Source organism: Pseudomonas sp. FSL R10-0056 (assembly GCF_009600105.1).
Classification (GTDB): domain Bacteria; phylum Pseudomonadota; class Gammaproteobacteria; order Pseudomonadales; family Pseudomonadaceae; genus Aquipseudomonas; species Aquipseudomonas bubulae.
In genome coordinates this window covers 12530-35629 of the sequence record NZ_WIWL01000182.1, presented here as the reverse complement: position 1 = coordinate 35629, position 23100 = coordinate 12530, and the positions used below count along the sequence as shown (strand labels likewise).

The window sequence follows — 23100 nt, the reverse complement described above, 5'->3', positions numbered from 1 at the left end:
TTGTCATGTCGCACGTATCTGATTTGATCAGCGAGGACATCCTCGCCTACCTGGGCCAGCACGAACGCAAAGAAATGCTGCGTTTCCTGACCTGTGGCAACGTCGACGACGGCAAGAGCACCCTGATCGGGCGCTTGCTGCACGACTCCAAGATGATCTACGAAGACCATCTGGAAGCCATTACCCGCGACTCGAAAAAAAGCGGTACCACAGGCGACGATATCGACCTGGCGCTGCTGGTAGACGGCCTGCAAGCTGAGCGCGAGCAGGGTATTACCATCGACGTGGCTTATCGTTATTTCTCCACCGCCAAGCGCAAATTCATCATTGCCGACACCCCTGGCCATGAGCAGTACACCCGCAACATGGCCACCGGTGCATCGACCTGTGACCTGGCGATCATTCTGGTGGATGCCCGTTACGGCGTGCAGACCCAGACCCGTCGCCACAGCTTTATTGCTTCGTTGCTGGGCATCAAGCATATCGTCGTGGCCATCAACAAGATGGACCTCAAGGGTTTCGACGAGGGTGTGTTCGAGTCGATCAAGGCCGACTACCTGAAGTTCGCCGAAGGCTTGAAGATGAAGCCTACCAGCCTGCACTTTGTGCCGATGTCCGCCCTTAAAGGCGACAACGTGGTGAACAAGTCCGAGCGCTCGCCGTGGTACACCGGCCAGTCGCTGATGGAAATCCTCGAAACCGTGGAAGTGGCGGCCGACCGCAACCTCACCGACCTGCGCTTCCCGGTGCAGTACGTGAACCGTCCGAACCTGAACTTCCGTGGTTTTGCCGGTACCCTGGCCAGCGGCATCGTGCACAAGGGCGATGAAATCGTCGTATTGCCGTCGGGCAAGAGCAGCCGGGTCAAATCCATCGTCACCTTTGAAGGTGAGCTGGAACACGCAGGCCCGGGCCAGGCAGTTACGCTGACCATGGAAGACGAGATCGACATCTCCCGTGGCGACCTGTTGGTGCATGCCGACAATGTGCCGCTGGTGACTGACAACTTCGAAGCCATGCTGGTGTGGATGGCTGAAGAGCCGATGCTGCCGGGCAAGAAGTACGACATCAAGCGCGCCACCAGCTATGTACCGGGTTCGATTGCCAGCATCATCAACAAGGTCGATGTGAACACCCTGGAAGAGGGCCCGGCCAGCGCCTTGCAACTGAACGAGATCGGCAAGGTCAAGATCAGCCTCGATGCACCGATCGCCCTGGACGGCTACGCCAGCAACCGCACCACCGGTTCGTTTATCATCATCGACCGTTTGACCAATGGCACTGTCGGTGCCGGGATGATCGTTGCGCAGCCGTTGAGTCATGGCAGCGCGACCCATCATGGCAAGCTGGCGCATGTGGCGGTTGAAGAGCGTGCCCAGCGCTTTGGCCAGCAGCCAGCCACAGTGCTGTTCAGCGGCCTGTCCGGCGCCGGCAAGAGCACCCTGGCCTATGCAGTTGAGCGCAAGCTGTTCGACATGGGCCGTGCGGTGTTTGTACTCGATGGTCAGAACCTGCGCCATGACCTGAACAAGGGGCTGCCACAGGATCGTGCCGGTCGTACGGAAAACTGGCGTCGTGCCGCTCACGTGGCGCGTCAGTTTAACGAAGCGGGCTTGCTGACATTGGCCGCGTTCGTGGCACCGGATGCCGAAGGCCGTGAACAGGCGAAGGCGCTGATCGGCAGCGACCGTCTGCTTACCGTGTATGTGCAGGCATCCCCGGCCGTATGCGCCGAGCGAGACCCGCAAGGTTTGTATGCGGCGGGTGGCGACAATATTCCGGGTGAGTCCTTCCCGTATGACGTGCCGTTGAATGCCGACCTGGTGGTCGACACGCAAACGCTGTCACTGGAAGAAAGCGTCAAGCAGGTGCTGGACCTGTTGCGTCAACGCGGCGCAATTTAAGCCGCACTAAAAAGCCCGCCACCGAGTGATCGGTGGCGGGCTTTTTGTTGGGCGCTGTATTTTCCCCTCACCCCAGCCCTCTCCCGAGGGAGAGGGAGCTGATTTGTGGTGTTGTACAGGTCTGCTTTTGCCTTTAGTCCCCTCTCCCTTTGGGAGAGGGTTAGGGTAGGTTTTTGATCTTCTTCACTGTGCCGGATAGTCCCGATGCAACTGCTCCAGCAAGCGGTCCTTCTCTTCCCAGAGCTGGTTGATCCAGCCCTGGAACGCCAGGCGGTACTCCGGGTCCTGGTCGTAGTTCTTGCCCAGGAATTCATCGGGTATTTGCAGCTCTTCAAACACCACGACTACGTCCTTCACATTGCCGCACAACAAGTCCCAGTACCCCGGACGCCCGCCCGGGTAGTGGATGGTCACGTTGACGATTGATTTCAGCTGTTCGCCCATCGCGTCCAGGACGAAGGCGATACCGCCGGCCTTGGGCTTGAGCAGGTAGCGAAACGGCGAGTTCTGTTGCGCATGCTTGGCTTCGGTGAAGCGCGTGCCTTCGACGAAGTTGAAGATGCCCACCGACTGGTTCTTGAATTTGGCGCAGGTCTTGCGCGTAGTTGCCAGGTCAGCGCCTTTCTTTTCCGGGTGCCTGGCCAGGTACGCCTTCGAATAGCGTTTCATAAACGGAAAGCCCAGTGCCCACCACGCCAGGCCAATCACCGGAACCCAGATCAGTTCCTGTTTAAGGAAGAACTTCAGCGGACGGATGCGTTTGTTAAGCACATATTGAAGCACCATGATGTCAACCCAGCTCTGGTGGTTGCTGGTCACCAGATACGAGTGCTCATAGTCCAGCCCTTCAAGGCCTTTGATATGCCAGCGGGTCTTGCGTATCAGGTCCATCCAGCGGTTGTTGTTGCCGACCCAGGCTTCGTGGATCCGGCGCATCAATTCGTCGGTCAGCCGTTGCGCCGCCGGGAACGGCAGGCACAGCTTGAAAATCGCGACGATAAACAACGGCGTGCAACACAGGATGGTGTTGATCGCCAGCAGCAGTGAAGCGATGACGCCGCGTATCGGCGCAGGCAGAAAGTCCAGCATTTACACATCCATAGGTCGGTTGGCGGCTTGAATCGCCGTAAGGGCGATGGTGTAGACGATATCGTCCACTTGTGCGCCGCGAGGCAGATCGTTTACCGGTTTGCGCAGGCCCTGCAGCATCGGCCCCAGGCTGACGCAGTCAGCGCTGCGCTGTACGGCTTTGTGCGTGGTGTTGCCGGTATTGAGGTCGGGGAACACAAATACCGTGGCCCGGCCCGCCACCTGGCTGTTGGGCGCCAGTTGCCTGGCCACCACTTCGTTGGCTGCTGCGTCGTATTGCAACGGGCCGTCGATCAGCAGCGCATGTTGCGCTTCGTGCGCCAGCAGGGTGGCTTCGCGAACTTTTTCGACTTCTTCACCACTGGCCGATTCGCCGCTGGAATAGCTGATCATGGCTACCCGTGGCGTGATGCCGAAGGCAGCGGCAGAGTCGGCACTTTGCAGGGCGATCTCAGCCAGTTCACTGGCGCTGGGGTGCGGGTTCATGACGCAGTCGCCATACACCAGCACCTGCTCGGGGAACAGCATAAAGAACACCGATGACACCAGCGTACAGCCCGGGGCGGTTTTGATCAGTTGCAGGGCAGGGCGGATGGTGTTGGCGGTGGAATGAATCACCCCGGATACCAGACCGTCGACCTCATCCAGAGCCAGCATCATGGTGCCAATCACTACCGGGTCTTCCAGTTGTTGCTCGGCCATCGGCGCGTTGAGGCTTTTGGTTTTGCGCAGGGCCACCATCGGTTCGACGTACCGGCCGCGGATCAGGTCCGGGTCAAGAATCTCCAGTCCTTCGGGCAGTTCAAAACCGTGGGCCTTGGCCACTGCCTGGACTTCTTCGGGCTTGGCCAGCAATACACAACGGGCGATACCGCGTGCCTGGCAAATGGCCGCAGCCTGTACGGTCAGGGGTTCGCTGCCTTCGGGCAGGACAATGCGCTTGTTGGCCTGCTGGGCACGCTGGATCAACTGATAGCGAAAAACTGCAGGGGTGAGGCGCATTTCGCGGGGTGTACCGCAGCGCTGGTGCAGCCAGTGGGCATCGAGGTGGCTGGCGACGAAATCAGTGATGATTTCCGCGCGCTCGCGGTCATCGATGGGAATTTCCTTGTTCAGGCCGTTGAGACGGTTGGCGGTGTCGTACGAGCCGGTACTCACCGACAGCACCGGCAGCCCGGCCTGCAGGGCGCCACGGCAGAGTTCCATCAGGCGTGGGTCGGGCTGGGTGTCGCTGGTCAGCAGCAGGCCGGCCAGCGGGACGCCGTTCATGGCAGCGAGGCTCACGGCCAGGATAATGTCGTCGCGATCTCCCGGGGTAACCACCAGCACGCCCGGTTTGAGCAGTTGCAGGGTGTTGAGCACCGTGCGTGCGCAGAGGATGATTTTCGACATGCGACGGGTTTCATAGTCCCCGGCATTGAGCACCTGGGCTCCCAGCAATTCGGCCACATCGCGGGTGCGTGGAGCATTCAGCTCGGGCTGAAAGGGAATGCAGCCCAGTAACTTGAAATCACCACTGCGCAGCAGCGGCGAATGCTCTTTGAGGCGTGCCGCAAAAGCGTCCATGCTTTCGTCGGTGCGCACCTTGTTGAGGATCACGCCCAGCACTTTCGGGTCTTTTGGCCCGCCAAACAGCTGGGCCTGCAACTCCACCCGACCCGACAGCTCGGTCAGCACTTCGTTTTCCGGGGCCGAGACCAGGATCACTTCAGCATCCAGGCTCTTGGCCAGGTGCAGGTTGACCCGTGCCGCGTAGCTGGCCGTGCGGGTGGGCACCATGCCTTCGACAATCAGCACGTCCTTGCCGATGGCCGCTTGTTGATAGAGGTTGATGATTTCTTCGAGCAACTCATCCAGCTGGCCGTCACCCAGCATGCGCTCGACATGGGCCAGGCCCAGTGGGGTAGGCGGCTTGAGGCCGTGGGTGCGGGCCACCAGTTCAGTGGAGCGCTCCGGCCCCAAATCCCCCGGGTGCGGCTGGGCAATGGGCTTGAAAAACCCGACTTTAAGCCCGGCGCGCTCAAGAGTGCGAACCAGGCCCAGGCTAATGGATGTCAGACCCACACCAAAATCGGTGGGCGCGATAAAGAAAGTTTGCATGCGAGCTTCCTGACGTGGCAGTGCAAGGGCAACACCCTTTAAACGGGGCTTGTGCCTGAATCAATTGCCAAGATTAGCGCTATCCGCCTCTTGAGCACACCAGCCACAGGCAAAGGGCTGGCCTATTTTGGCCTGGCGTTGCCCGGGATCAAGCACCCACGGCCGGGATTGCCAGGGCGGTTGATGGCGCTGGTGCTGTGTGTGGCCACAGGAGAGCACGGCAACCCAGTGCTGCTCCTCATCCTGACGCCAGCCAATGATCGTTGAAGTTTTCAAAATTATCCGTTGGTCTTGGTTGTGTTCGCTTTCGGGCGATTGCTTGGTTAAACTTGCGAACTCATTATTTTTTGCAAAAGGTCTCGCCCCATGACGATCGCCGCTAACAAGGCTGTCTCCATCGACTATACCCTGACCAACGACGCTGGTGAGGTCATCGACAGCTCCGCCGGCGGCGCGCCGCTGGTTTACCTGCAAGGCGCTGGCAACATCATCCCGGGTCTGGAAAAGGCTCTGGTTGGCAAGGCCGTCGGTGACGAGCTGGACGTTACCGTTGAGCCGGAAGACGCGTACGGCGAGTACTCCGCCGAACTGGTCAGCACCTTGAGCAGCAGCATGTTCGAAGGCGTTGACCAACTGGAAGTTGGCATGCAGTTCCACGCTTCGGCGCCGGACGGCCAAATGCAGATCGTGACCATCCGTGACCTGGACGGCGACGACGTGACTGTAGACGGTAACCACCCACTGGCTGGTCAGCGTCTGAACTTCAAGGTCAAGGTTGTGGCCATCCGTGACGCGAGCGAAGAAGAAATCGCTCACGGCCACGTACACGGTGAAGGCGGTCATCAGCACTGACAAGTGCTGCTACGCTCACATGAGAGCTAGCCAGGAAAGGCGCCTACGGGCGCCTTTTTGCATCCTGGATTATGAGGGCAATCGGCAGGCTGAACGATTGTTTGAATGTGGATACGGGAATTTTTGGAGTCCGTCATGAGTGCATTTCACGAACTTACCCTGGACGCGCTGGATGGCAAGCCGCTGCCGCTGGAGACTTTTAAAGGCAAAGTGGTGCTGGTAGTGAATGTCGCCTCCAAGTGCGGTTTGACCCCTCAGTACGCAGCCCTGGAAAACCTCTACCAGCAATTCAAGGGCAAGGGCTTCAGCGTTCTAGGCGTGCCATGCAATCAGTTCGCCGGGCAGGAACCGGGGAGCGAGCAGGATATCCAGGCGTTTTGCAGCCTCAACTACGGCGTCACTTTCCCTCTGAGCAGCAAGCTTGAGGTCAACGGGCCTGACCGCCATCAGCTTTATCGGTTGCTGGCAGGCGAGGGCGCCGAATTTGAAGGGGAAATTACCTGGAACTTCGAGAAGTTTCTGGTTGGCAAGGATGGCCGGGTATTGGTGCGTTTCTCACCGCGTACCGCCCCAGACGATGCCACGGTCATTCAGGCCATTGAGAAGTCCCTGGCCTAAGGCTTTTTTACGGTCATCGGAACCGGCACCGGGGCTGCGTATTCGCGGCCCTGGCGAGCCTGCTGCAACTGGTTTTCGAACTGCTCGACAATCCCCGTCCAGCTTTGCCGACTGGCATGGCGACGGGCATTGAGGCGCAGGGTGCGCAAGGTTTCCGGGTCATCAAGCAGCCAGCAGGCGGCTTCGATCCAGGCGTATTCATCCCCCGGCATGGCCAGTACGCCGTTGTAGCCATGACGAATATGCAAGCCGGCAGCAGCCTCGTCATAGGCCACCACTCCCAGGCCTGAAGCCTGGGCTTCGAGCACCACGTTGCCGAAAGTTTCGCTCAGGCTGGGAAACAAAAACACATCACCGGATGCGTAATGGCACGCTAGCGCTTCGCCAGACTGCTGCCCGCAAAAAATGGCCTCAGGCAACGAGGCTTCCAGTGAGGCACGTTTTGAGCCGTTGCCCACCACGATCAATTTGAAGCGGCGTGCGGGATAACGGGCTTGTAGTTCATCGAAACAGCGCTTGAGTGCGTCCAGATTTTTTTCCGGTGCCAAGCGTCCTACATACAACAGGGCAATATCGTTTTCTCTGAGCCCCCAACTCTGGCGCAAGGCATTCTGACGTTTTGCCGGGCTGAACAGCTGGCTATCGACGCCACGGGGCAGCAGCTCCAGGCGTTCAAAATGCCTGCGCTCAAGCTCGACGCGTTGGCTGGCACTGGGCACCAGTGTCATTGCCGAGCGGTTGTGAAACCCGCGCAGGTAGTGAGTCAGCGCCCGGGTAAACAGGGTCAGGCCATGCTGGCGCAAGTACTGCTGAAAATTGGTATGAAAGCCGGTGACCGCGGTAATGCCGAGGCGTCGGGCAACCCTGAGTGCGCACAGCCCCAGGGGCCCCTCTGTGGCGATATAAACCACGTCAGGGGGGTGCTGGCACCAGCGCCTGGTCAGGCGATGGGTGGAGGTCAGGCCCCATTGCAGGCCGGGATAACCGGGCAGCGGCCAACCGCGGCAGAGCATCAGGTCGTCGCTGCTGCGCTGATTGCCATCGGCGCTCTGGCGTGGGCGTATCAGTTGCACGCGGTGGTTGCGGGCGCGCAAGCCATCGCACAGGTGGCCAAGGGTATTGGCCACGCCATTGATTTCAGGGGCGAAGGTTTCGGTAACAAGTGCGATATGAAGGGCTGTGGTCATGACCCCAGTGTGCGTTGGGGTCATGACGTCAATGTGTCACGGTGATGATGGAATGATGAAGTCAGCGGCTGCGGTTGGCGGCTGCCAGCGCTTCATCGCCACGCTCGCGCACCCAGAACAGGGTTGCACCGGCAACGGCTGCGGGCATCATCAGGATATTGACCACCGGGATCAGCAGCACCAGATAGACGATGCCGCCAAAACTCATGCTCTGCCAGCGTTTTTCGCGCAGCCAGGCGAGCATCTCGTTCCAGCCCAGCTTGTGGTTGTCGGCCGGGTAGTCGATGTACTGGATGGCCATCATCCAGATCCCGAACAGCAGCCACAGCGGTGCCGCGATCAGGTTGAGCACCGGAATAAACGAGAGGATCAGCAGGGCAATGGCCCGCGGCAGAAAGTAGCCCAGCTTGCGCATTTCACGGGCCAGGGTGCGCGGCACCATGGCGGCCAGTTCGCCCCAGCTGAACGGTGGCGAATTATCGACCCCGCGCACCACGGCTTCGACCTTCTCCGAGAGAAAACCGTTAAATGGCGCGGCGATGATGTTGGCCAGCATGGTGAAGGTGAAAAACACCATCAACGCCACCAGCACCACGAACAGTGGCCACAACACGTAGTTGAGGAAACCGAGCCAGTTGGGCAGGGTCGGCATCAAGGTATCGACCCAGAGGCTGAACTGATGCCCGGCGAAATAAATCAATCCGACGAACAGCACCAGATTGATCAGTAACGGCAGCAGCACGAACAGGCGCAAGCCAGGGCTGAGGATCAACTTAAGGCCTTCACGCAGGTACTGCGGGCCAGAGAGAACAGGGGCGGGCATAGCGTGCTCCGAACAGTGGAAAACCGGGCGACCTTAGCGGCTTTGTCCGCAGGACGAAAGCCTTGTCGCAGTATCGACAATAACTGTAACAAAGCCGTCTAAAATCGACTTCGACTACATAGAGACCTGCTATGAGCTGGATTGTTAATGCGTATTTCCTTACTCTCTGCGGCCTCTATATGCTTCACCCATATTTTTCAGGATCTGCGCGTTGCAGGCATAGCCTGGGCAGGTTTACGGTTTCTTTTTATTCCAGCCGGTAAAGCGGCGTTCCGACCCGGTTTCAATGCGGGCGGTCATAGGAGTGAGTCATGTCTGAAGTACGTCATTCGCGTGTGATTATTCTGGGTTCCGGCCCTGCCGGTTACAGCGCCGCTGTCTATGCGGCCCGCGCCAACCTCAAACCACTGCTGATCACGGGCATGCAGGCTGGCGGTCAACTGACCACCACCACCGAAGTCGACAACTGGCCCGGTGATGTTCACGGCCTGACCGGCCCGGCCTTGATGGAACGCATGCGTGAGCATGCGGAGCGTTTCGAGACGGAAATCATTTTCGACCACATCAATGAAGTGGACCTGAAAAATCGTCCGTTCACCCTCAAGGGTGACAGCGGTACATTCACCTGCGACGCACTGATCATCGCTACCGGCGCCAGCGCCCGTTATCTGGGCTTGCCGTCGGAAGAAGCATTCATGGGCAAAGGCGTTTCTGCCTGTGCGACCTGTGACGGTTTCTTCTACCGCAACAAACCTGTTGCCGTAGTGGGTGGTGGTAACACCGCGGTTGAAGAGGCCCTGTACCTGGCCAATATCGCCAGCAAAGTAACCCTGGTTCACCGTCGCGAAACCTTCCGCGCCGAGAAGATCCTGATCGACAAGCTGCACGCCCGTGTTGCTGAAGGCAAGATCGAACTCAAGCTGAATGCGACCCTGGACGAAGTGCTGGGCGACAACATGGGTGTGACCGGTGCGCGCCTGAAGAACAACGACGGCAGCTTTGACGAGCTGAAAGTCGATGGCGTATTTATCGCCATCGGCCACACACCGAACACTTCGTTGTTCGAAGGCCAGCTTGAGCTTAAAGACGGCTACATGGTTGTGCAGGGCGGCCGTGAAGGCAACGCTACTGCGACCAGCGTTGAAGGCGTGTTTGCTGCGGGCGACGTGGCGGACCACGTTTATCGTCAGGCCATCACCTCGGCTGGCGCCGGTTGCATGGCAGCGCTGGACACCGAGCGCTACCTGGACGGCCTGCAGAACGCCCAGTTCTGATAGCCTGCTTCAACAAAAAAACCGGCCTTGGCCGGTTTTTTTGTGTCTGCCCTGTGGGAGCGGGCTTGCTCGCGATGGGATCGCAGCGGTGTAACTGAAAAAAATCGGCGCCTGCATCGCGAGCAAGCCCGCTCCCACGATGAGTTGCAGTATTACGCCTTGCGCGTAAGCGGCTGGGCTTCGAACTTGACCCCGGCCAGGCCGTGGGCAATCAGTGCGCGAATGTTGCTGTGGTCTGTGCCTTCAGGCGTGGCCAGTACCGAGCGGTAGTGTTCGCCGAAAGCCAGCAGGGTTTCCTGGTCGCTCAAACCTTCCAGCAGGGCCAGGCCCAGGGTCTTGCACGAACCTTCATTTTGCCCTGCAGCGTTTTCCACACCGCCGTTGATGAAGCTCTGAGGCTGGTAATCGTAGTGCGCGCCAATAAACGCCAGGGTATCGGCAAAAACGTGCTCGCCGCTGTTGAGGCTGGCGCGCAGGGTGTTCAAATCAGTCATGCTTTTTTCCTTGGGTGAACGCCGCCGTCTGTTCGGCGCTGGCTTCTTTCTGGTACTGGGCTTTCCACTCGGCATACGGCATGCCGTAGACCACTTCGCGTGCATCATCGAGGCTGATGGCGATCTGGCGCTCGTCTGCTGCGGCCTTGTACCACTTGGACAGGCAATTGCGGCAAAAACCCGAGAGGTTCATCAGGTCTATGTTTTGCACGTCCTTGCGGCTGTCCAGGTGCGCGACAAGGCGGCGAAAGGCGGCTGCCTCCAGTTCAAGCTGTTCTTGAGGTGTCATGGGGTTCACCGGGGTTATGAGGTTGCAGTCTGACGGCTCGCCGCCAGTGTAATCGACACCGATTCGGCAAAGCGCAGCGCGTGCGGTTTGTCGACTTCGACTTCGGCATACAGTACCGCGTCGTTGGCCATCACCAGATCCAGCAACTCCTGGGTCAGGCGCTCAAGCAGGGCGAAGCGGTTCTCTTCGACATGCTGGATCACGGCCTTGGTGATGGTGCGGTAATTGAGCGCGTGGTCGATATCGTTATCGCGCACCGCCTCCTGCGCCGCGTAGAGGATGGTGAGGTTGATCAACACATCCTGCTTGTTGAGGATTTCTTCCTCATTGATGCCGATATAGGTACGCAGGCACAAGTCCTTGACGCGAATACGGGCCATTCCTGGCTGAAGTTGTGGCATTACGACTTGCTCCGTCCAATCAGTTGCAAGAACTCCATGCGGGTGCTCGGTTCGCGGAAGGCGCCGAGCATGACCGAGGTGTTCATGGTCGAATTCTGTTTTTCTACGCCGCGCATCATCATGCACATATGCTGGGCTTCGATCACCACGGCCACACCGGCAGCCTGGGTGACGCTTTCGATGGCGTCCGCGATTTCCCGGGTGAGGTTTTCCTGGATCTGCAGGCGCCGGGCAAACATGTCGACAATGCGGGCGATTTTCGACAGCCCCAGTACCTTGCCCGTCGGTATATAGGCCACATGGGCCTTGCCGATAAAGGGCAGCAGGTGATGCTCGCACAATGAGTACAGCTCGATATTGGCCACGATCACCATTTCGTCACTGTCAGAGGCGAAGAGGGCGCCGTTGACGATTTTCTCCACGCTCTGCTCGTAGCCATGACACAGGTATTGCATGGCTTTGGCGGCGCGTTTGGGGGTGTCGAGCAGGCCTTCGCGCTCAGGGTCTTCGCCTAAACCAATAAGAATCTCGCGGTAATGCTCAGGCAGTGATGCGCTCATCTAAGTACTTCCTCGCGGGGCGGCATTATTTTAAATGCCGGCCGCCGTTGACGGTCAGGGTGGTGCCGGTCACATACGGGTTGTCCAGCAGATAGCGCAGGCTGCGGTAAATCACCTCGGCGCCGGGCTCGATGCCCAGCACGGATTTGGCCAGCGCTTGGGTGCGGTACGCCGCATCGTCGTCGGGGTTGAACATCAGCAAGGCCGGGGCGATACCGTTGACTTTGATCTGTGGCGCCAGTTTAGCCGCGAATGACAGGGTCAGGCTGTCGAGCCCGGCTTTGGTTGCGCAATAGGCCATATGCTTGCTGCTGCCCTTGCGTGTTACATCATCGCTGATATGCACAATATCTGCAGGGTTCGAGCGTTTGAGCAGCTCGCTGCAATGCAGGTTGATCAGATATGGCGCGAGCATATGCACGCTGAACATGTGCAAAAAGGCGCTGGTTTCTGTCTGTGGGGTTTCTTCCAGCCAGGCCGAGGCGTTGTGGACAATCGCCCGCAAGCTGTCGGTGTGTATTTTCAGCCGTACGATAAAATCGAGAATGCCGGCTTCGGTCGAAAAGTCGGCAAACAGCGCAATGGCACCCAGGTCGCGGAGAATTTGCACGCCGGGTTTTTCACTGCGATAGGTGAAAATCACCGGATAGCCGTCGGCCAGCAGCTGCTGCGCACAATGCAGGCCAACGCGCTGGCCTGCGCCAGTGATCAGAATCGGTGCGGTAGAAGTGGGCATGACGTACTCGGTGCACAAAAGCCGGAAACAGTCGCGGCGCAATGGCAAAACTATACCAGTGTCCGCGACCTGACGGCCAAGCCCGAGATTAGTGGCGCGGTGTCGCGATAGCGCTGCGCAGGGGTTTGCCTGGGGTGCTGTGCAGCCAACCTGCCAGCAAGTGGGTAGAGAGTGGAATAAACAGGTAAACCATCAGCGGCGTCAGGGCCAGGGTACTGACCAGTACCCGTGGCAACAGGGCTAACTCGCCGAGCAAGGGGGCGCATACAAAGTTGAACAGGAGTGAGACCGGGAAGAACGCCAGCCAGATGGCGACTGCCTGCTTCCAGCGGGGCGGTCTTTGCCCGGTATTGCCAAACCAGCCGTCGATGCCGCTGACCCGGTGCTCGGAAGGGTTGGCGAACAGGTCGCTGCCACGCAGCAACCAGGCCTTGCGCGAGACGGAGTGCTCCCAGGCATGCAAGGTGGATTCGTCGGCAAAGCGGAAGATGATTTGAAATTCGTCGTCGCCCGGTGGCGGCGCCAGAACGCCCGAGCCCAGGTAGCCGGCAAAGTCCGTGGCCAGCTGTTCGCCTTCGTGCAGCCAGGCGATCAGTTCCTGGTAGCGGCCTTTGGCGACACGGCGCGCAACCATCAATGTGACAGGGGAGGTAGACATTGTGTATCTCCATGAGGCTGATGCTGCCCGGGTAGGGCAATCACAAAACACGGCGCCGGGGTGGTGGGCCATGTCCGTAAAAACAAGCAAGGATTGTTCCTGAATACACACAGCGCCGTTTGTGTGAGCGGGCATCACCGCGGCTCACCTGACAGACCGCGTGGCCTGCACCGCGAGCAAGCCCGCTCCCACAGGGTCTGGATTGACGGGTAGAATCCAGTCACCCTTTCTGATTGTTGCCCTGCCGATGCCTGTGATTACTGAACTCGAGCCCATTGCCCAGGCTGATGATTGCCAGGGTCTGTATCCGATCCGGGAAGTGGCCAGGCTGACGGGAATCAACCCGGTAACCCTGCGTGCCTGGGAGCGCCGCTATGGGTTGATCGAACCAAAACGCACCGAAAGTGGGCATCGTCTGTATTCCGTGAGCGATATTGGAACGATTCGTCAGGTCATGGGCTGGCTTGAGCGTGGGGTTTCTGTCAGCAAAGTCGCGCAATTGCTAGCAAGCAACAGTTCCGTCGATGTCCCGGCACCCGCCAGCAGTGAGTACCGCGACTGGCAAACCCGTATTGGCAGCGCCCTCACGGACTTTAACGAACCCGAATTGGAGCGTCTTTACGGGCAGATTTTCTCCAGCTACCCGATTGACGTTGTGTTTCAGGGGATTTTCCTGCCGCTGTGGCAGCAACTGCTTGGGGCCCGGGATACATTTGGCCGTACCAGTGAATGGCTGCTGCTGGACGGCTTCTTGCGCGGTCGGGTACAGCATCGCCTTCAATTGCAGGCCGCTGTTGCCCGCCCGTGCGTGCTGGTGGTGGCGATGCCTGAGTTGTGCCGCGAGCTGGAGTTGCTGGTGGCGGGCTTGCTGCTGACTCGTAATGACCGCGTGGTCAGGGTTGTGGCCATAGGTCAGCCATTGGAAGAGTTGTCACTGGTTTGCCAGAAGCTGGAGCCCCGGGCCGTTGTGCTGTTTGCCAACCATGCATTGAACACGGTCCACCAGCGCAGGCTGACACGCCTGGCACAGACCCTGAATTGCTCGGTGTCGTTGGCAGGTGAGGCCTCGGATGTGGTTCAGGAGGCTTTGGCGAACTCATCCATCGCTTGCCTGGGGAGTGTGTCACGCCTGATCAATCAACGTCTGGATGCTGAACTCAAGGCAACGCCGGGGGGTTGATCAGACGTGCAGGCCCGGGTGCGCCAGGCGGTGTTGTTGCAGGATGTACTGGCGCAGATGCTCGGTTTCGCCCTTGTCGCTCTGGCTTAGGCGGTAGGCATAAAGGCCCGTTTCCGTTTTGCGCTCCAGGGTGCCGCGCAGGTTGATCCGCTCATATCCATCGGGGCTGAACCACTGTGCAAACTGGCGTGGCGGCTGGCTGTCGTGACGCATTTCAATCAGCACGCCTTTGAACGACAGTTCGGTTACCCACAGATGACCTGCCTTGCCGCGGATATTTTCCAGCGGCACCGGCTCGGCCAGTGACAGGCGCCAGGGGCGCGCCTTTGGCCCGTCTTCGAAGATGCTCGGGGCGCCGAGTTGCAGATGCTGGGCATGGAATTCGTCTTCAACCAGGCGCAGCGGAAAACTCATTTGCTGATTGGCAATTTGTGCCTGGATGGTGACCTGTTCATGGGCGGCAAGGCGTGTCAGCAAATCGCGGATTTGCGACATCCCGTTGACCATCAGGCTCGACGAAGCATCCCGTTTATTCAACAGCGGGTTTTGGTGCATCGTTTGGATGAAATCCAGTTCGTCCTGAGTCAAAAGGGCATCGTGCGACATGGATAAAGCTCGAAAAGGTGTCTGAAAAATCGTCACAGCGACTATCAGACCGTAATTTCTACGTTTTGTTTAATCCGCTCGTCGCCTTGAGCGCCTGCAGTTCAGCCTGAACCGAGGCCAGTCGGGCTTCGAGCTGGGCGACCCGCTGCTGGGCCTTTACCTGCAAGGTGACGTCTTTTTGCACGCCAATAAAGTATGTCAGCTTGTCGTTTTCGTTAAACACCGGCGTGATCGACAGTTCATTCCAGAAGTGCGTGCCGTCCTTGCGGTAGTTGCGCAGGATCTGGCGGGTGGGCTGACCGCTGGCAATCGCCTCGCGGATCAATTGCAGGCCCTGCTGGTCACGGTCGCCGGCCTGCAAGAAGCGGCAGTCCTGATAGAGGATGTCGTCGCGGCTGTAGCCGGTGAGGGTTTCAAAGGCGTTGTTTGCATAAATCAGGATGTTGTCTTCACCTTCTTGTTCGGCAACGACAATGCCGTCCTGGGACGCGTCCACCATGCGTTGTAATAAACGGGCGTTGATCATTGAGTGGTTCTCCAGAGAGGCATACAGATGGGCGCATGGTAAGGCATCGCTGCCAGACCTGTTAATATCCCAGGCTTTTAGTCAGCTACAGGATCAGATTGATGAAAGTCGCCATCCTTTCCGGCTCGGTGTACGGCACCGCTGAAGAAGTCGCCCGCAATGCGAAACAACTGCTGACCGATGCCGGTTTTGAGGTTTTGCTCAATACCCGCGCCACTTTGGCCGATCTCCAGGCGTTTGCTCCCGAAGCGCTGCTGGCGGTGACCTCGACCACGGGCATGGGCGAGCTGCCGGACAATCTCGTGCCGCTGTACAGCGCCATCCGTGACCAGTTGCCAGGCGCCTGGCGCGGGCTGCCTGGGGCAGTGATTGCCCTGGGTGATGAAAGTTACGGTGACACGTTTTGTGGCGGTGGTGAGCAAATGCGCGAACTGTTTGCCGAGCTTGGCGTGCGTGAAGTGCTGCCGATGCTGCGTTTGGACTCCAGCGTCACGGTGACTCCGGAGGAAGACTCCGAGCCGTGGATTGCAGAACTGATCAAAACACTGAAGCCGTAACCGGGCGTTCACGCAGCAGCTCAAGCCAGGCCTGGGCTGCCCGTGACAGATACGCGCCATCACGCCAGATAAACGCGATATCCCAGCGCAAGTCATCCGGTGCGAGCAGTTTGAGCCGCACCACCCCGGGGCGCACCAGCCCGCGGGCGACCACACTGGGCAGCAACACTACGCCCTGGCCTGCAGCCACCAATGCCACCAGAAAATCCGCCTGGCCACTGCGCCCGCCTTCGTTGGGGGTAAAGCCTGACTGCTGGCAGGCTTTGAGCACCCGGTCGTTGAGCACAAAGCTGCGCTGGTAGAGCAAAAAGGGCGTATCAGCCAATTGCTCAAGTCTTACGCCAGGCCCCTCGGCCAGCGGATGATCGGCCGGGAGCAGAACATCCAGCGGCTCGTCACAAAACGGCTGATAAGCAAACGCGGGATTATTCGGGGTCAGGCTGCCGCCCAGCTCCAGTTCGCCGCTCAAAACGGCCTGTTCGATATTCAAGCTGCCTTCTTCGAGCAACTGCACCCGGATATTCGGGTAGCGTCGACGGTATTCGGCAAACAGCCCGGCAAACAGGGTGTTGCTGCCCAGCAGCGGCAGGCCCACCCGTAGTTCCCCCCGGGTCATCTGGCTCAGGTCGTCCAGCTCGCTCAACAACTCCCGATGCAAGCGCAGCATGCCTTCGGCCCGCTGCAACACCACATTGCCCGCTGCCGTCAGCCGCACCTGAGAACCCAGGCGGTCGAACAGCGGTGTACCGAGGCTGTGCTCGAGCTGCGCCACTTGTTTGCTCACCGCTGACTGGCTGATATGCAAGCTGTGGGAGGCGGGGGTAAAACCGCCCTGGCGGGCGACTTCGACAAAGGTGCGCAGGTGTTTGAATTCCATTGGCGTGATTCCATTTTGGAATGGCTACAAGTCTGACAATTCGTTTCCGGGATGTTAGCAGGCTCTTTAAACTGGAAACCTGTCTGAAATGGAAACAACATGAAACGCTTCGATGTAAAACGCCTGGGTCGGTTGGTCAGTGAACTGGCCGTTTTGTTGGCGCTGTATTTTCTGGGCTGCCAGCTGGCAACCTGGGGGCACTTGCCGATCCCGGGCGGGGTGGTGGGCATGGCGCTGCTGTTGCTGGCGTTTGCCCTGGGCTGGGTCAGACCGGCGACCCTGCAATTGGGGGCCGGTGTGTTGATGGCCGAAATGCTGTTGTTTTTCATCCCTGCACTCATGAGCCTGCTTGATTACGGTGTAATCGTGCGTGATGAAGGTTGGCGCATCCTGTTGGTCATTGGCGTGAGTACCTTGCTGGTGATGGTGGTGACGGCGTTTACGGTGGAAGCGGTGTGCCGCTGGAGGATGCGTCATGAAGTTTGAACTGATGCCCATGTTCTGGCTGCTGTTCACGCTGTTGACCTACGCCTTCAGCCGCTGGCTGTACCGGCGTACCGGGCGATACCTGTTGTCTCCGCTGATCCTGGTACCGGCCTTGCTGCTAGCCGTGGCCGTGCCGTTGCACACTGCCTATGCTGAATACTCAAGCAATACCCACTGGCTGATGCTGGTTCTGGGGCCGGTAACGGTGGCCTTTGCCGTACCGATCTGGCAGCAACGCAATTTACTGGCCCGTCACTGGGTGGCGTTGCTGCTGGGGATGCTGGCGGGCAGCGCGGCGTCCATTGGCAGTTCGTTCTGGCTGGCCCGGGCGCTGGCGCTGGACATCTCATTGACCATGTCGCTGGTGCCGCGCTCCATCACCACACCGTTTGCCATGCCGCTGGCACAGGATCTGGGTGGCGTACCTGAGCTCACGGCGGTGTTTGTAATGTTCACCGGTGTGTTTGGCGCGTTGCTGGGCGGTATTTTGCTCAAGTGGTTGCCGCTGCGCAGCAGTCTGGCCCGGGGCGCCCTGTTTGGTATCGGCGCTCATGGCGCAGGGGTCAGCCGTGCCCGCGAAGTGGGCAGTGAGGAAGGCTCGGTAGCAGGCTTGGTGATGGTGCTGACCGGCATCCTTAACCTGTTTGCCGCGCCGTTGCTGGCGATGGTGTTCTAGTTCTTAAACCCGCCACATATCCCGCGGGAGCGGGCTTGCTCGCGATTGACTCAACTCGGTCTTACTGGAAAACCGTGTCGATGCCATCGCGAGCAAGCCCGCTCCCACAGATTTTTTCGGGCAGCATAAAAAAGGCCGCTGTAAAACAGCGGCCAAGGAAGACGTTCATCAAGGAGCTACAAATCAACGTCAGGGTAAATCGGGGAGAGCAGAGTCGATGCGACTCGATGCGTGTCCGTGTTGCGAAGTCCGGCAAGCTTAAGGGCTGGCCCGCAGCGGAGTAAGCCCGGTTTGGGACAATCTGTATTACAGCTACGGCAACAGTCCTTGTGCGGTAACTATGTGCCGCACACCTGCTGTCGTCCCGGTGTTGAATGAGCCTTCACACGGACTCTCCAGGTCGACTTGAACCGTGCACGACGCCGGATGGGCCTGGAGCACTGACAGGAGGTTCACCATGACCCGTAATGAAAAACCCGCATCGCCGATCAACAGCTTCAGCCTCAAACCCAGCGCAGAAGTGATCGAGCGCGTGCGCTCGTTTCTTGACGAGCGACTCCAGCCCCAGGGCCTGGATTGCAGAAGCATCTATCTCAATACGGTGAACAACATCGTTGACCAGACCCTGACGTACAGTCAGAGCCTGCTGGGCCTGGGTGTGGATACGCTGGAGTGGGGCGCTGTGCAGGCCCATGATGACTGGGAGTCGGGGGTGTTTTCCCGGTCCTGGACATTCGATGACAGCCTGCGAGTGGATCAACCGTCCATGGCCGACATCGAGCAGATGATGAAAGACCTGCTCGATGAGGCCAAATACGAGTGGATGGTCTAAAACAATGAGCTGTCAGGCTGGCTGATAACCCATCCGCCAACTGATGGCCTGGCTCGCGGCCAACAAGCGTTTGGCTGCGGGCCCGTTTTCATCGGCGTGGAACAGGGAGGTGGGACCAACCACTGTCAGTACGGCCGCCACCTGACCGGTCGCATTGAACACCGGGGCCGACAAGGCATCGACGCCAGGCATCAGCAAACCATGGACGAAGTGCAGGCCGCGCTGGCGGATTTGACTGCAAAGTGCGACGTAGGCTGCAGGTGTTTGCAGCGGATGCACCTGATCAGTCTTGAACTCCAGTTCGCGCAAGTCGGCGGTTTCGCGATCCGGTAAAAAAGCGTTGAACACCAGCCCCGTGGATGAGCTCAGCAATGGCAATACCGAGCCCAGCTGGGTCACCACCGTGACCGCCCGCACCGCCGGCTCGATATGCACCACGGTCGCGCCCTGGTTACCCCACACTGCCAAAAAGCAGGTTTCGTTCAAGTCGTCGCGCAGTTCGGCCAGGGGCAGGCTGGCGACCTTGAGCACATCCATGCTGTTGAGCGCAGCCAGTCCCACACGCAACGCCTCGCGCCCCAAACCGTAATGATTGGTGGCGACATTTTGCTCGGCAAACCCGCTGGCAATCAGTGCCTGTAAATAGCGATGCACCTTGCTCGCGGGCATTTGCACGTGTTCGGCCAGGCGCGACAGCGACGTGGAGGGTGAGAGCTCGGCCAGCGCCTTGAGGATGTCAGTGCCGACCTCGGCCGAACGCACTTTTTGCTTGCCGGTGCTGTCGTTGCTGCTGCGGGGCTTTTCCATGGAAGTGTTTATATCTCGGGACGAATGGGCGTCTTTATAGCTTGACGCTTGTTACCAATCAAATTACGTTATGCGTAATTGAATTACGATAAAAATAACGCAGCGACGCGCAAATGCCTTCAGCGCAGGGCGCAGTCATCTGCCTTCTCCATGCTGGAGGCTCCATGAACGTCGATTCGCCTTTGTCAGGTCTTGGCTATCTGTCCGGGTTTGGCAACGAATTCAGCAGCGAAGCATTGCCCGGCGCCCTGCCGGTGGGTCAGAACTCCCCGCAAAAAGCCCCCTACGGTCTGTACGCCGAATTGTTTTCCGGAACTGCGTTCACCATGGTGCGCAGCGAGGCGCGGCGTACGTGGATGTACCGCATCCAGCCGTCAGCCAACCATCCGGCGTTCGTCAAACTGGAGCGGCAACTGGCTGGTGGCCCGTTGGGCCCGGTGACGCCGAATCGCTTGCGCTGGAACCCGCTGCCGATTCCTGCGGAGGCTACGGATTTTATCGACGGTCTGGTGGGCATGGTGGCCAATGGCGGGTCGGATAAACCCTCGGGCATCAGCATTTACCATTACTGCGCCAATACTTCGATGCAGCGGGTGTTTTTCAATGCCGACGGCGAAATGTTGCTGGTTCCAGAGTCGGGGCGTTTGCGCATTTGTACCGAACTGGGGCGTCTGGATCTGCAGCCTCTGGAGATCGCGGTCATCCCTCGCGGTCTCAAGTTTCGTGTCGAGTTGCTTGACCCGCAGGCCCGCGGCTATGTTGCCGAGAACCATGGTGCACCGCTGCGCCTGCCTGATCTGGGGCCGATTGGCAGTAATGGCCTGGCCAACCCTCGCGACTTTCTGACTCCGCTCGCCCACTACGAAGACGGTGCGCTCCCTACGCAACTGGTGCAAAAATTTCTTGGTGAGTTGTGGGGCTGCGAGCTGGATCATTCGCCGCTCAACGTAGTGGCCTGGCATGGCAACAACGTGCCGTACAAATACGATCTGCGCCGCTTCAACACCATCGGCACTGTCAGCTTCGATCATCCCGATCCATCGATTTTTACTGTTTTGACTTCGCCTACCAGCGTACCGGGACTGGCCAACCTCGATTTCGTGATTTTCCCGCCGCGCTGGATGGTGGCTGAAAACACTTTCCGGCCACCCTGGTTCCACCGCAACCTGATGAACGAATTCATGGGCCTGATCCAGGGCAGTTACGATGCCAAGGCCGAAGGCTTCCTGCCCGGCGGTGCATCGCTGCACAGCTGCATGAGCGCCCACGGGCCGGACGGCGAAACCTGTACCAAAGCCATTGCGGCCGAGCTGCAACCCAGCAAGATCGAAAACACCATGGCCTTTATGTTCGAAACCAGCCAGGTGTTGCGCCCCAGCCGGTTCGCCCTGGAGTGCCCGCAGCTGCAATCGAACTACGACGCTTGCTGGGCCACGCTGCCCGTGACCTTCACCCCGAACCGGAGATAACCCATGACCCAGTCCACTTTGACCCGCAGCTGGATCGCCTCCGCCAACGGCCACAGCGACTTCCCCCTGCAAAACCTGCCCATGGGCATTTTCAGCATTGATGGCTCGGCGCCACGTAGCGGGGTGGCTATTGGCGATGCCATTTTCGACCTGGAAGCCGGGCTGGCAGCGGGGCTGTTTGAAGGTCAGGCCAAGATAGCCGTAGAGGCTTCGTTGGGCGGGGCGTTGAATAGCTACTTTGCCCTGGATCGGGGCGCCCGAGTTGCCCTGCGCGAGCGTTTGCAGGAACTGCTGGGGGAGGGCAGTTCCCTGCGCGGCAAAATCGAAGCCCAGGGTTCCCGCCTGCTGCCACTGGCAGCTGATTGCCAGATGCACCTGCCGGCCAAAATCGGCGACTACACCGACTTTTATGTGGGCATTGAGCACGCCAAAAACGTCGGCAAGCTGTTCCGCCCGGACAACCCGCTGCTGCCCAACTACAAGTATGTGCCGATTGGCTATCACGGGCGCGCCTCGACCATTCGCCCGTCCGGTGCCGAAGTTCGGCGTCCTAAAGGCCAGACCTTGCCTGCCGGGCAGACCGAGCCAACCTTTGGCCCGTGCGCCCGCCTGGACTACGAACTGGAACTGGGCATCTGGGTTGGCAAAGGCAATGACATGGGCGATGCCATCCCGGTCAGCGAAGCTGCAGAGCGCATTGCCGGCTTCTGCCTGCTCAATGACTGGTCGGCACGGGACATCCAGGCCTGGGAATACCAGCCGCTGGGCCCGTTTCTGTCCAAAAGCTTTATCACCAGTATCTCGCCGTGGGTGGTGAGTGCCGAGGCGCTGGAACCATTCCGTCGCGCGCAACCGGCCCGTCCTGAGGGTGATCCACAGCCACTGGCTTACCTGCTCGATACCAGGGATCAGGCCAATGGCGCGCTGGATATCGAACTTGAAGTGCTGCTGCTGACCGAGGCGATGCGTGAGCAGAACCTGCCAGCCCATCGTCTGGGCTTGAGCAACAGCCTGAACATGTACTGGACCGCGGCCCAACTGGTGGCTCACCACAGCGTCAACGGCTGCCAGTTGCAGTCCGGTGACCTGTTCGGTTCGGGCACCTTGTCGGGCCCGGCCCGTTCGCAACTGGGCAGCCTGCTGGAAATCACCGAGGGCGGTAAACACCCGATAGAACTGGCTTCAGGCGAAGTGCGTAAATTTCTGGAGGATGGTGACGAAATCATCCTGCGTGCCCGCTGCGCCCGTGAAGGCCATGTTTCCATCGGTTTTGGCGAGTGCCGGGGCAAGGTTGTTGCCGCGCGCTAAAAGGAGCGGGTCATGGAACTCTTCACCTATTACCGCTCAACCTCGTCTTACCGGGTGCGTATCGCGCTGGCCCTGAAAGGGCTGGATTATCAGGCGGTGCCGGTCAATCTGCTCGTACCGGCTGGCGGTGAACACCGTCAGCCGGCGTATCTGGCCATCAACCCGCAGGGCCGCGTGCCGGCCTTGCCTACCGATGAAGGCTGCGTCTTGACCCAGTCGCCAGCAATCATCGAGTACCTTGAAGAGCGCTATCCCCAGGTGGCGCTGCTGTCCGCTGACCTCGCCACCCGCGCTCATGAACGGGGGGTAGCGGCTCTGGTTGCTTGTGATATCCACCCGTTGCACAACGTCAGCGTGCTCAATCGACTGCGCCAGTTGGGGCAGGATGAGGAGCAGGTGGTGGAGTGGATCGGTCACTGGATCGGCCAAGGACTGGCAGCCATCGAGCAGTTGATCGGTGACGAAGGTTACTGCTTTGGCGCGCAGCCCGGGTTGGCGGATGTGTATTTGATCCCTCAGCTGTACGCGGCGCAGCGTTTTGGCGTGCCAATGGCGGCGTACCCGCGCATTGCCCGAGTGGCAGCGCTGGCTGAGCAACACCCGGCCTTTATCCTGGCGCATCCGGCCAATCAGCCTGACACGCCTGCCTGACTTCACTCTGTGTGTGGGAGCGGGCTTGCTCGCGATCGAATCAACGCGGTCTTGCGTAATAACCGCATTGCCTGCATCGCGAGCAAGCCCGCTCCCACAGAACCCTATCCCGCCGGGATATGTCCGAAACCCTGAAAACC

General features: G+C 59.3%; 26 protein-coding genes and 1 pseudogene. 12 read left to right on the top strand and 15 right to left on the bottom strand.

Annotated features, from left to right (window positions below):
• Positions 1 to 5: 5 nt before the first annotated feature.
• Positions 6 to 1904 carry a sulfate adenylyltransferase subunit CysN gene (cysN, locus tag GHO42_RS13690; RefSeq protein WP_095024926.1) on the top strand — a complete coding sequence of 633 codons (1899 nt, stop codon included), beginning with the start codon at positions 6 to 8 and terminating at the stop codon, positions 1902 to 1904.
• 183 nt (positions 1905 to 2087) lie between these two features.
• Here the strand turns inward: cysN and GHO42_RS13685 are convergent, their stop codons facing one another.
• From GHO42_RS13685 to GHO42_RS13675, 3 genes and pseudogenes are all read right to left on the bottom strand, one after another.
• The gene (locus GHO42_RS13685) at positions 2088 to 2993 is read right to left on the bottom strand and encodes an acyltransferase (RefSeq protein WP_095018235.1); all 906 of its coding nucleotides are present in this window, start codon (positions 2991 to 2993) and stop codon (positions 2088 to 2090) included.
• Positions 2994 to 5093 (bottom strand): phosphate acetyltransferase, encoded by a 2100-nt coding sequence (gene pta, locus GHO42_RS13680; protein WP_095023071.1) that lies wholly within the window; start codon positions 5091 to 5093, stop codon positions 2994 to 2996.
• Between the two features lie 60 nt (positions 5094 to 5153).
• Positions 5154 to 5461, bottom strand: a pseudogene (locus GHO42_RS13675) (DUF3565 domain-containing protein).
• On the opposite strand from GHO42_RS13675, the gene GHO42_RS13670 reads away from it, so the two are divergent.
• Both GHO42_RS13670 and GHO42_RS13665 read left to right on the top strand, forming a co-directional pair.
• Complete coding sequence (locus GHO42_RS13670) at positions 5460 to 5945, top strand: peptidylprolyl isomerase (protein ID WP_095001159.1); 486 nt, start codon at positions 5460 to 5462, stop codon at positions 5943 to 5945. The pseudogene GHO42_RS13675 and the gene GHO42_RS13670 sit on opposite strands and share 2 nt — an antisense overlap.
• Before the next feature lie 135 nt (positions 5946 to 6080).
• Positions 6081 to 6563, top strand: a complete 483-nt coding sequence (locus GHO42_RS13665) for a glutathione peroxidase (RefSeq protein WP_153326382.1) — start codon at positions 6081 to 6083, stop codon at positions 6561 to 6563.
• Here GHO42_RS13665 and GHO42_RS13660 read toward each other — a convergent pair.
• A complete protein-coding gene (locus GHO42_RS13660) occupies positions 6560 to 7750 on the bottom strand; it encodes a glycosyltransferase family 1 protein (protein ID WP_240055587.1) in 1191 nt (396 codons plus the stop codon). The genes GHO42_RS13665 and GHO42_RS13660 overlap by 4 nt on opposite strands.
• Positions 7751 to 7811: 61 nt before the next feature.
• A complete protein-coding gene (gene cysZ / locus GHO42_RS13655; protein ID WP_095001162.1) occupies positions 7812 to 8573 on the bottom strand; it encodes a sulfate transporter CysZ in 762 nt (253 codons plus the stop codon).
• A gap of 311 nt (positions 8574 to 8884) precedes the next feature.
• On the opposite strand from cysZ, the gene trxB reads away from it, so the two are divergent.
• Entirely contained in the window at positions 8885 to 9847 is a 963-nt protein-coding gene (trxB, locus tag GHO42_RS13650) for a thioredoxin-disulfide reductase (RefSeq protein ID WP_016781820.1), read from the top strand.
• A 152-nt stretch (positions 9848 to 9999) separates the two neighbouring features.
• On the opposite strand, the gene GHO42_RS13645 is transcribed toward trxB, so the two are convergent.
• The 6 genes from GHO42_RS13645 to GHO42_RS13620 form a co-directional block, all read right to left on the bottom strand.
• Positions 10000 to 10341, bottom strand: coding sequence for a HopJ type III effector protein (locus GHO42_RS13645; RefSeq protein WP_095018233.1), 342 nt, complete (start codon positions 10339 to 10341; stop codon positions 10000 to 10002).
• The gene (locus tag GHO42_RS13640; protein WP_095018232.1) at positions 10334 to 10630 is read right to left on the bottom strand and encodes a DUF1244 domain-containing protein; all 297 of its coding nucleotides are present in this window, start codon (positions 10628 to 10630) and stop codon (positions 10334 to 10336) included. Before GHO42_RS13640 ends, GHO42_RS13645 begins: the two co-directional genes overlap by 8 nt.
• Positions 10631 to 10644: 14 nt before the next feature.
• The gene (folX, locus tag GHO42_RS13635) at positions 10645 to 11031 is read right to left on the bottom strand and encodes a dihydroneopterin triphosphate 2'-epimerase (protein WP_095001165.1); all 387 of its coding nucleotides are present in this window, start codon (positions 11029 to 11031) and stop codon (positions 10645 to 10647) included.
• Positions 11031 to 11591, bottom strand: a complete 561-nt coding sequence (gene folE / locus GHO42_RS13630) for a GTP cyclohydrolase I FolE (RefSeq protein WP_095001166.1) — start codon at positions 11589 to 11591, stop codon at positions 11031 to 11033. The genes folX and folE overlap by 1 nt, the downstream gene beginning before the upstream one ends.
• A gap of 25 nt (positions 11592 to 11616) precedes the next feature.
• Positions 11617 to 12327: a dihydromonapterin reductase gene (gene folM, locus GHO42_RS13625; protein ID WP_153326384.1), complete on the bottom strand. Its 711-nt coding sequence runs from the start codon at positions 12325 to 12327 to the stop codon at positions 11617 to 11619.
• Positions 12328 to 12415: 88 nt separating this feature from the next.
• The gene (locus GHO42_RS13620; RefSeq protein WP_095001168.1) at positions 12416 to 12985 is read right to left on the bottom strand and encodes an antibiotic biosynthesis monooxygenase; all 570 of its coding nucleotides are present in this window, start codon (positions 12983 to 12985) and stop codon (positions 12416 to 12418) included.
• 247 nt (positions 12986 to 13232) lie between these two features.
• Here GHO42_RS13620 and GHO42_RS13615 point away from each other — a divergent pair, with 247 nt between their 5' ends.
• On the top strand, positions 13233 to 14165 hold the full coding sequence (locus GHO42_RS13615) for a MerR family transcriptional regulator (RefSeq protein ID WP_095026603.1): 933 nt from the start codon (positions 13233 to 13235) through the stop codon (positions 14163 to 14165).
• Here the strand turns inward: GHO42_RS13615 and GHO42_RS13610 are convergent, their stop codons facing one another.
• Positions 14166 to 14771 carry a hypothetical protein gene (locus tag GHO42_RS13610; protein ID WP_095018230.1) on the bottom strand — a complete coding sequence of 202 codons (606 nt, stop codon included), beginning with the start codon at positions 14769 to 14771 and terminating at the stop codon, positions 14166 to 14168. It abuts the gene before it with no gap.
• A 58-nt stretch (positions 14772 to 14829) separates the two neighbouring features.
• Positions 14830 to 15297 carry a PAS domain-containing protein gene (locus GHO42_RS13605; protein WP_095001171.1) on the bottom strand — a complete coding sequence of 156 codons (468 nt, stop codon included), beginning with the start codon at positions 15295 to 15297 and terminating at the stop codon, positions 14830 to 14832.
• Between the two features lie 101 nt (positions 15298 to 15398).
• Between GHO42_RS13605 and GHO42_RS13600 the strand changes: the two genes are divergently transcribed.
• Entirely contained in the window at positions 15399 to 15854 is a 456-nt protein-coding gene (locus GHO42_RS13600; RefSeq protein WP_095001172.1) for a flavodoxin, read from the top strand.
• On the opposite strand, the gene GHO42_RS13595 is transcribed toward GHO42_RS13600, so the two are convergent.
• Positions 15835 to 16731, bottom strand: a complete 897-nt coding sequence (locus GHO42_RS13595; RefSeq protein ID WP_095001173.1) for a LysR family transcriptional regulator — start codon at positions 16729 to 16731, stop codon at positions 15835 to 15837. The two genes, GHO42_RS13600 and GHO42_RS13595, sit on opposite strands and share 20 nt — an antisense overlap.
• Positions 16732 to 16830: 99 nt before the next feature.
• On the opposite strand from GHO42_RS13595, the gene GHO42_RS13590 reads away from it, so the two are divergent.
• The 3 genes from GHO42_RS13590 (at position 16831) to GHO42_RS13580 (ending at position 18725) form a co-directional block, all read left to right on the top strand.
• Positions 16831 to 17217: a CidA/LrgA family protein gene (locus GHO42_RS13590; protein ID WP_095001174.1), complete on the top strand. Its 387-nt coding sequence runs from the start codon at positions 16831 to 16833 to the stop codon at positions 17215 to 17217.
• Complete coding sequence (locus GHO42_RS13585) at positions 17207 to 17893, top strand: LrgB family protein (RefSeq protein ID WP_095031464.1); 687 nt, start codon at positions 17207 to 17209, stop codon at positions 17891 to 17893. Before GHO42_RS13590 ends, GHO42_RS13585 begins: the two co-directional genes overlap by 11 nt.
• A gap of 457 nt (positions 17894 to 18350) precedes the next feature.
• Positions 18351 to 18725: a hypothetical protein gene (locus GHO42_RS13580; protein ID WP_095001177.1), complete on the top strand. Its 375-nt coding sequence runs from the start codon at positions 18351 to 18353 to the stop codon at positions 18723 to 18725.
• A 12-nt stretch (positions 18726 to 18737) separates the two neighbouring features.
• Here the strand turns inward: GHO42_RS13580 and GHO42_RS13575 are convergent, their stop codons facing one another.
• Positions 18738 to 19532: an IclR family transcriptional regulator gene (locus tag GHO42_RS13575; protein WP_095001178.1), complete on the bottom strand. Its 795-nt coding sequence runs from the start codon at positions 19530 to 19532 to the stop codon at positions 18738 to 18740.
• A gap of 164 nt (positions 19533 to 19696) precedes the next feature.
• Between GHO42_RS13575 and hmgA the strand changes: the two genes are divergently transcribed.
• Genes hmgA through maiA form a run of 3 tightly spaced genes read left to right on the top strand, consistent with a single transcriptional unit; the run spans position 19697 to position 22960 of the window.
• Positions 19697 to 21001 carry a homogentisate 1,2-dioxygenase gene (gene hmgA / locus GHO42_RS13570; RefSeq protein ID WP_095018226.1) on the top strand — a complete coding sequence of 435 codons (1305 nt, stop codon included), beginning with the start codon at positions 19697 to 19699 and terminating at the stop codon, positions 20999 to 21001.
• Positions 21002 to 21004: 3 nt separating this feature from the next.
• On the top strand, positions 21005 to 22309 hold the full coding sequence (fahA, locus tag GHO42_RS13565; RefSeq protein WP_153326386.1) for a fumarylacetoacetase: 1305 nt from the start codon (positions 21005 to 21007) through the stop codon (positions 22307 to 22309).
• 12 nt (positions 22310 to 22321) lie between these two features.
• On the top strand, positions 22322 to 22960 hold the full coding sequence (gene maiA, locus GHO42_RS13560; protein WP_153326388.1) for a maleylacetoacetate isomerase: 639 nt from the start codon (positions 22322 to 22324) through the stop codon (positions 22958 to 22960).
• Positions 22961 to 23100 lie beyond the last annotated feature (140 nt).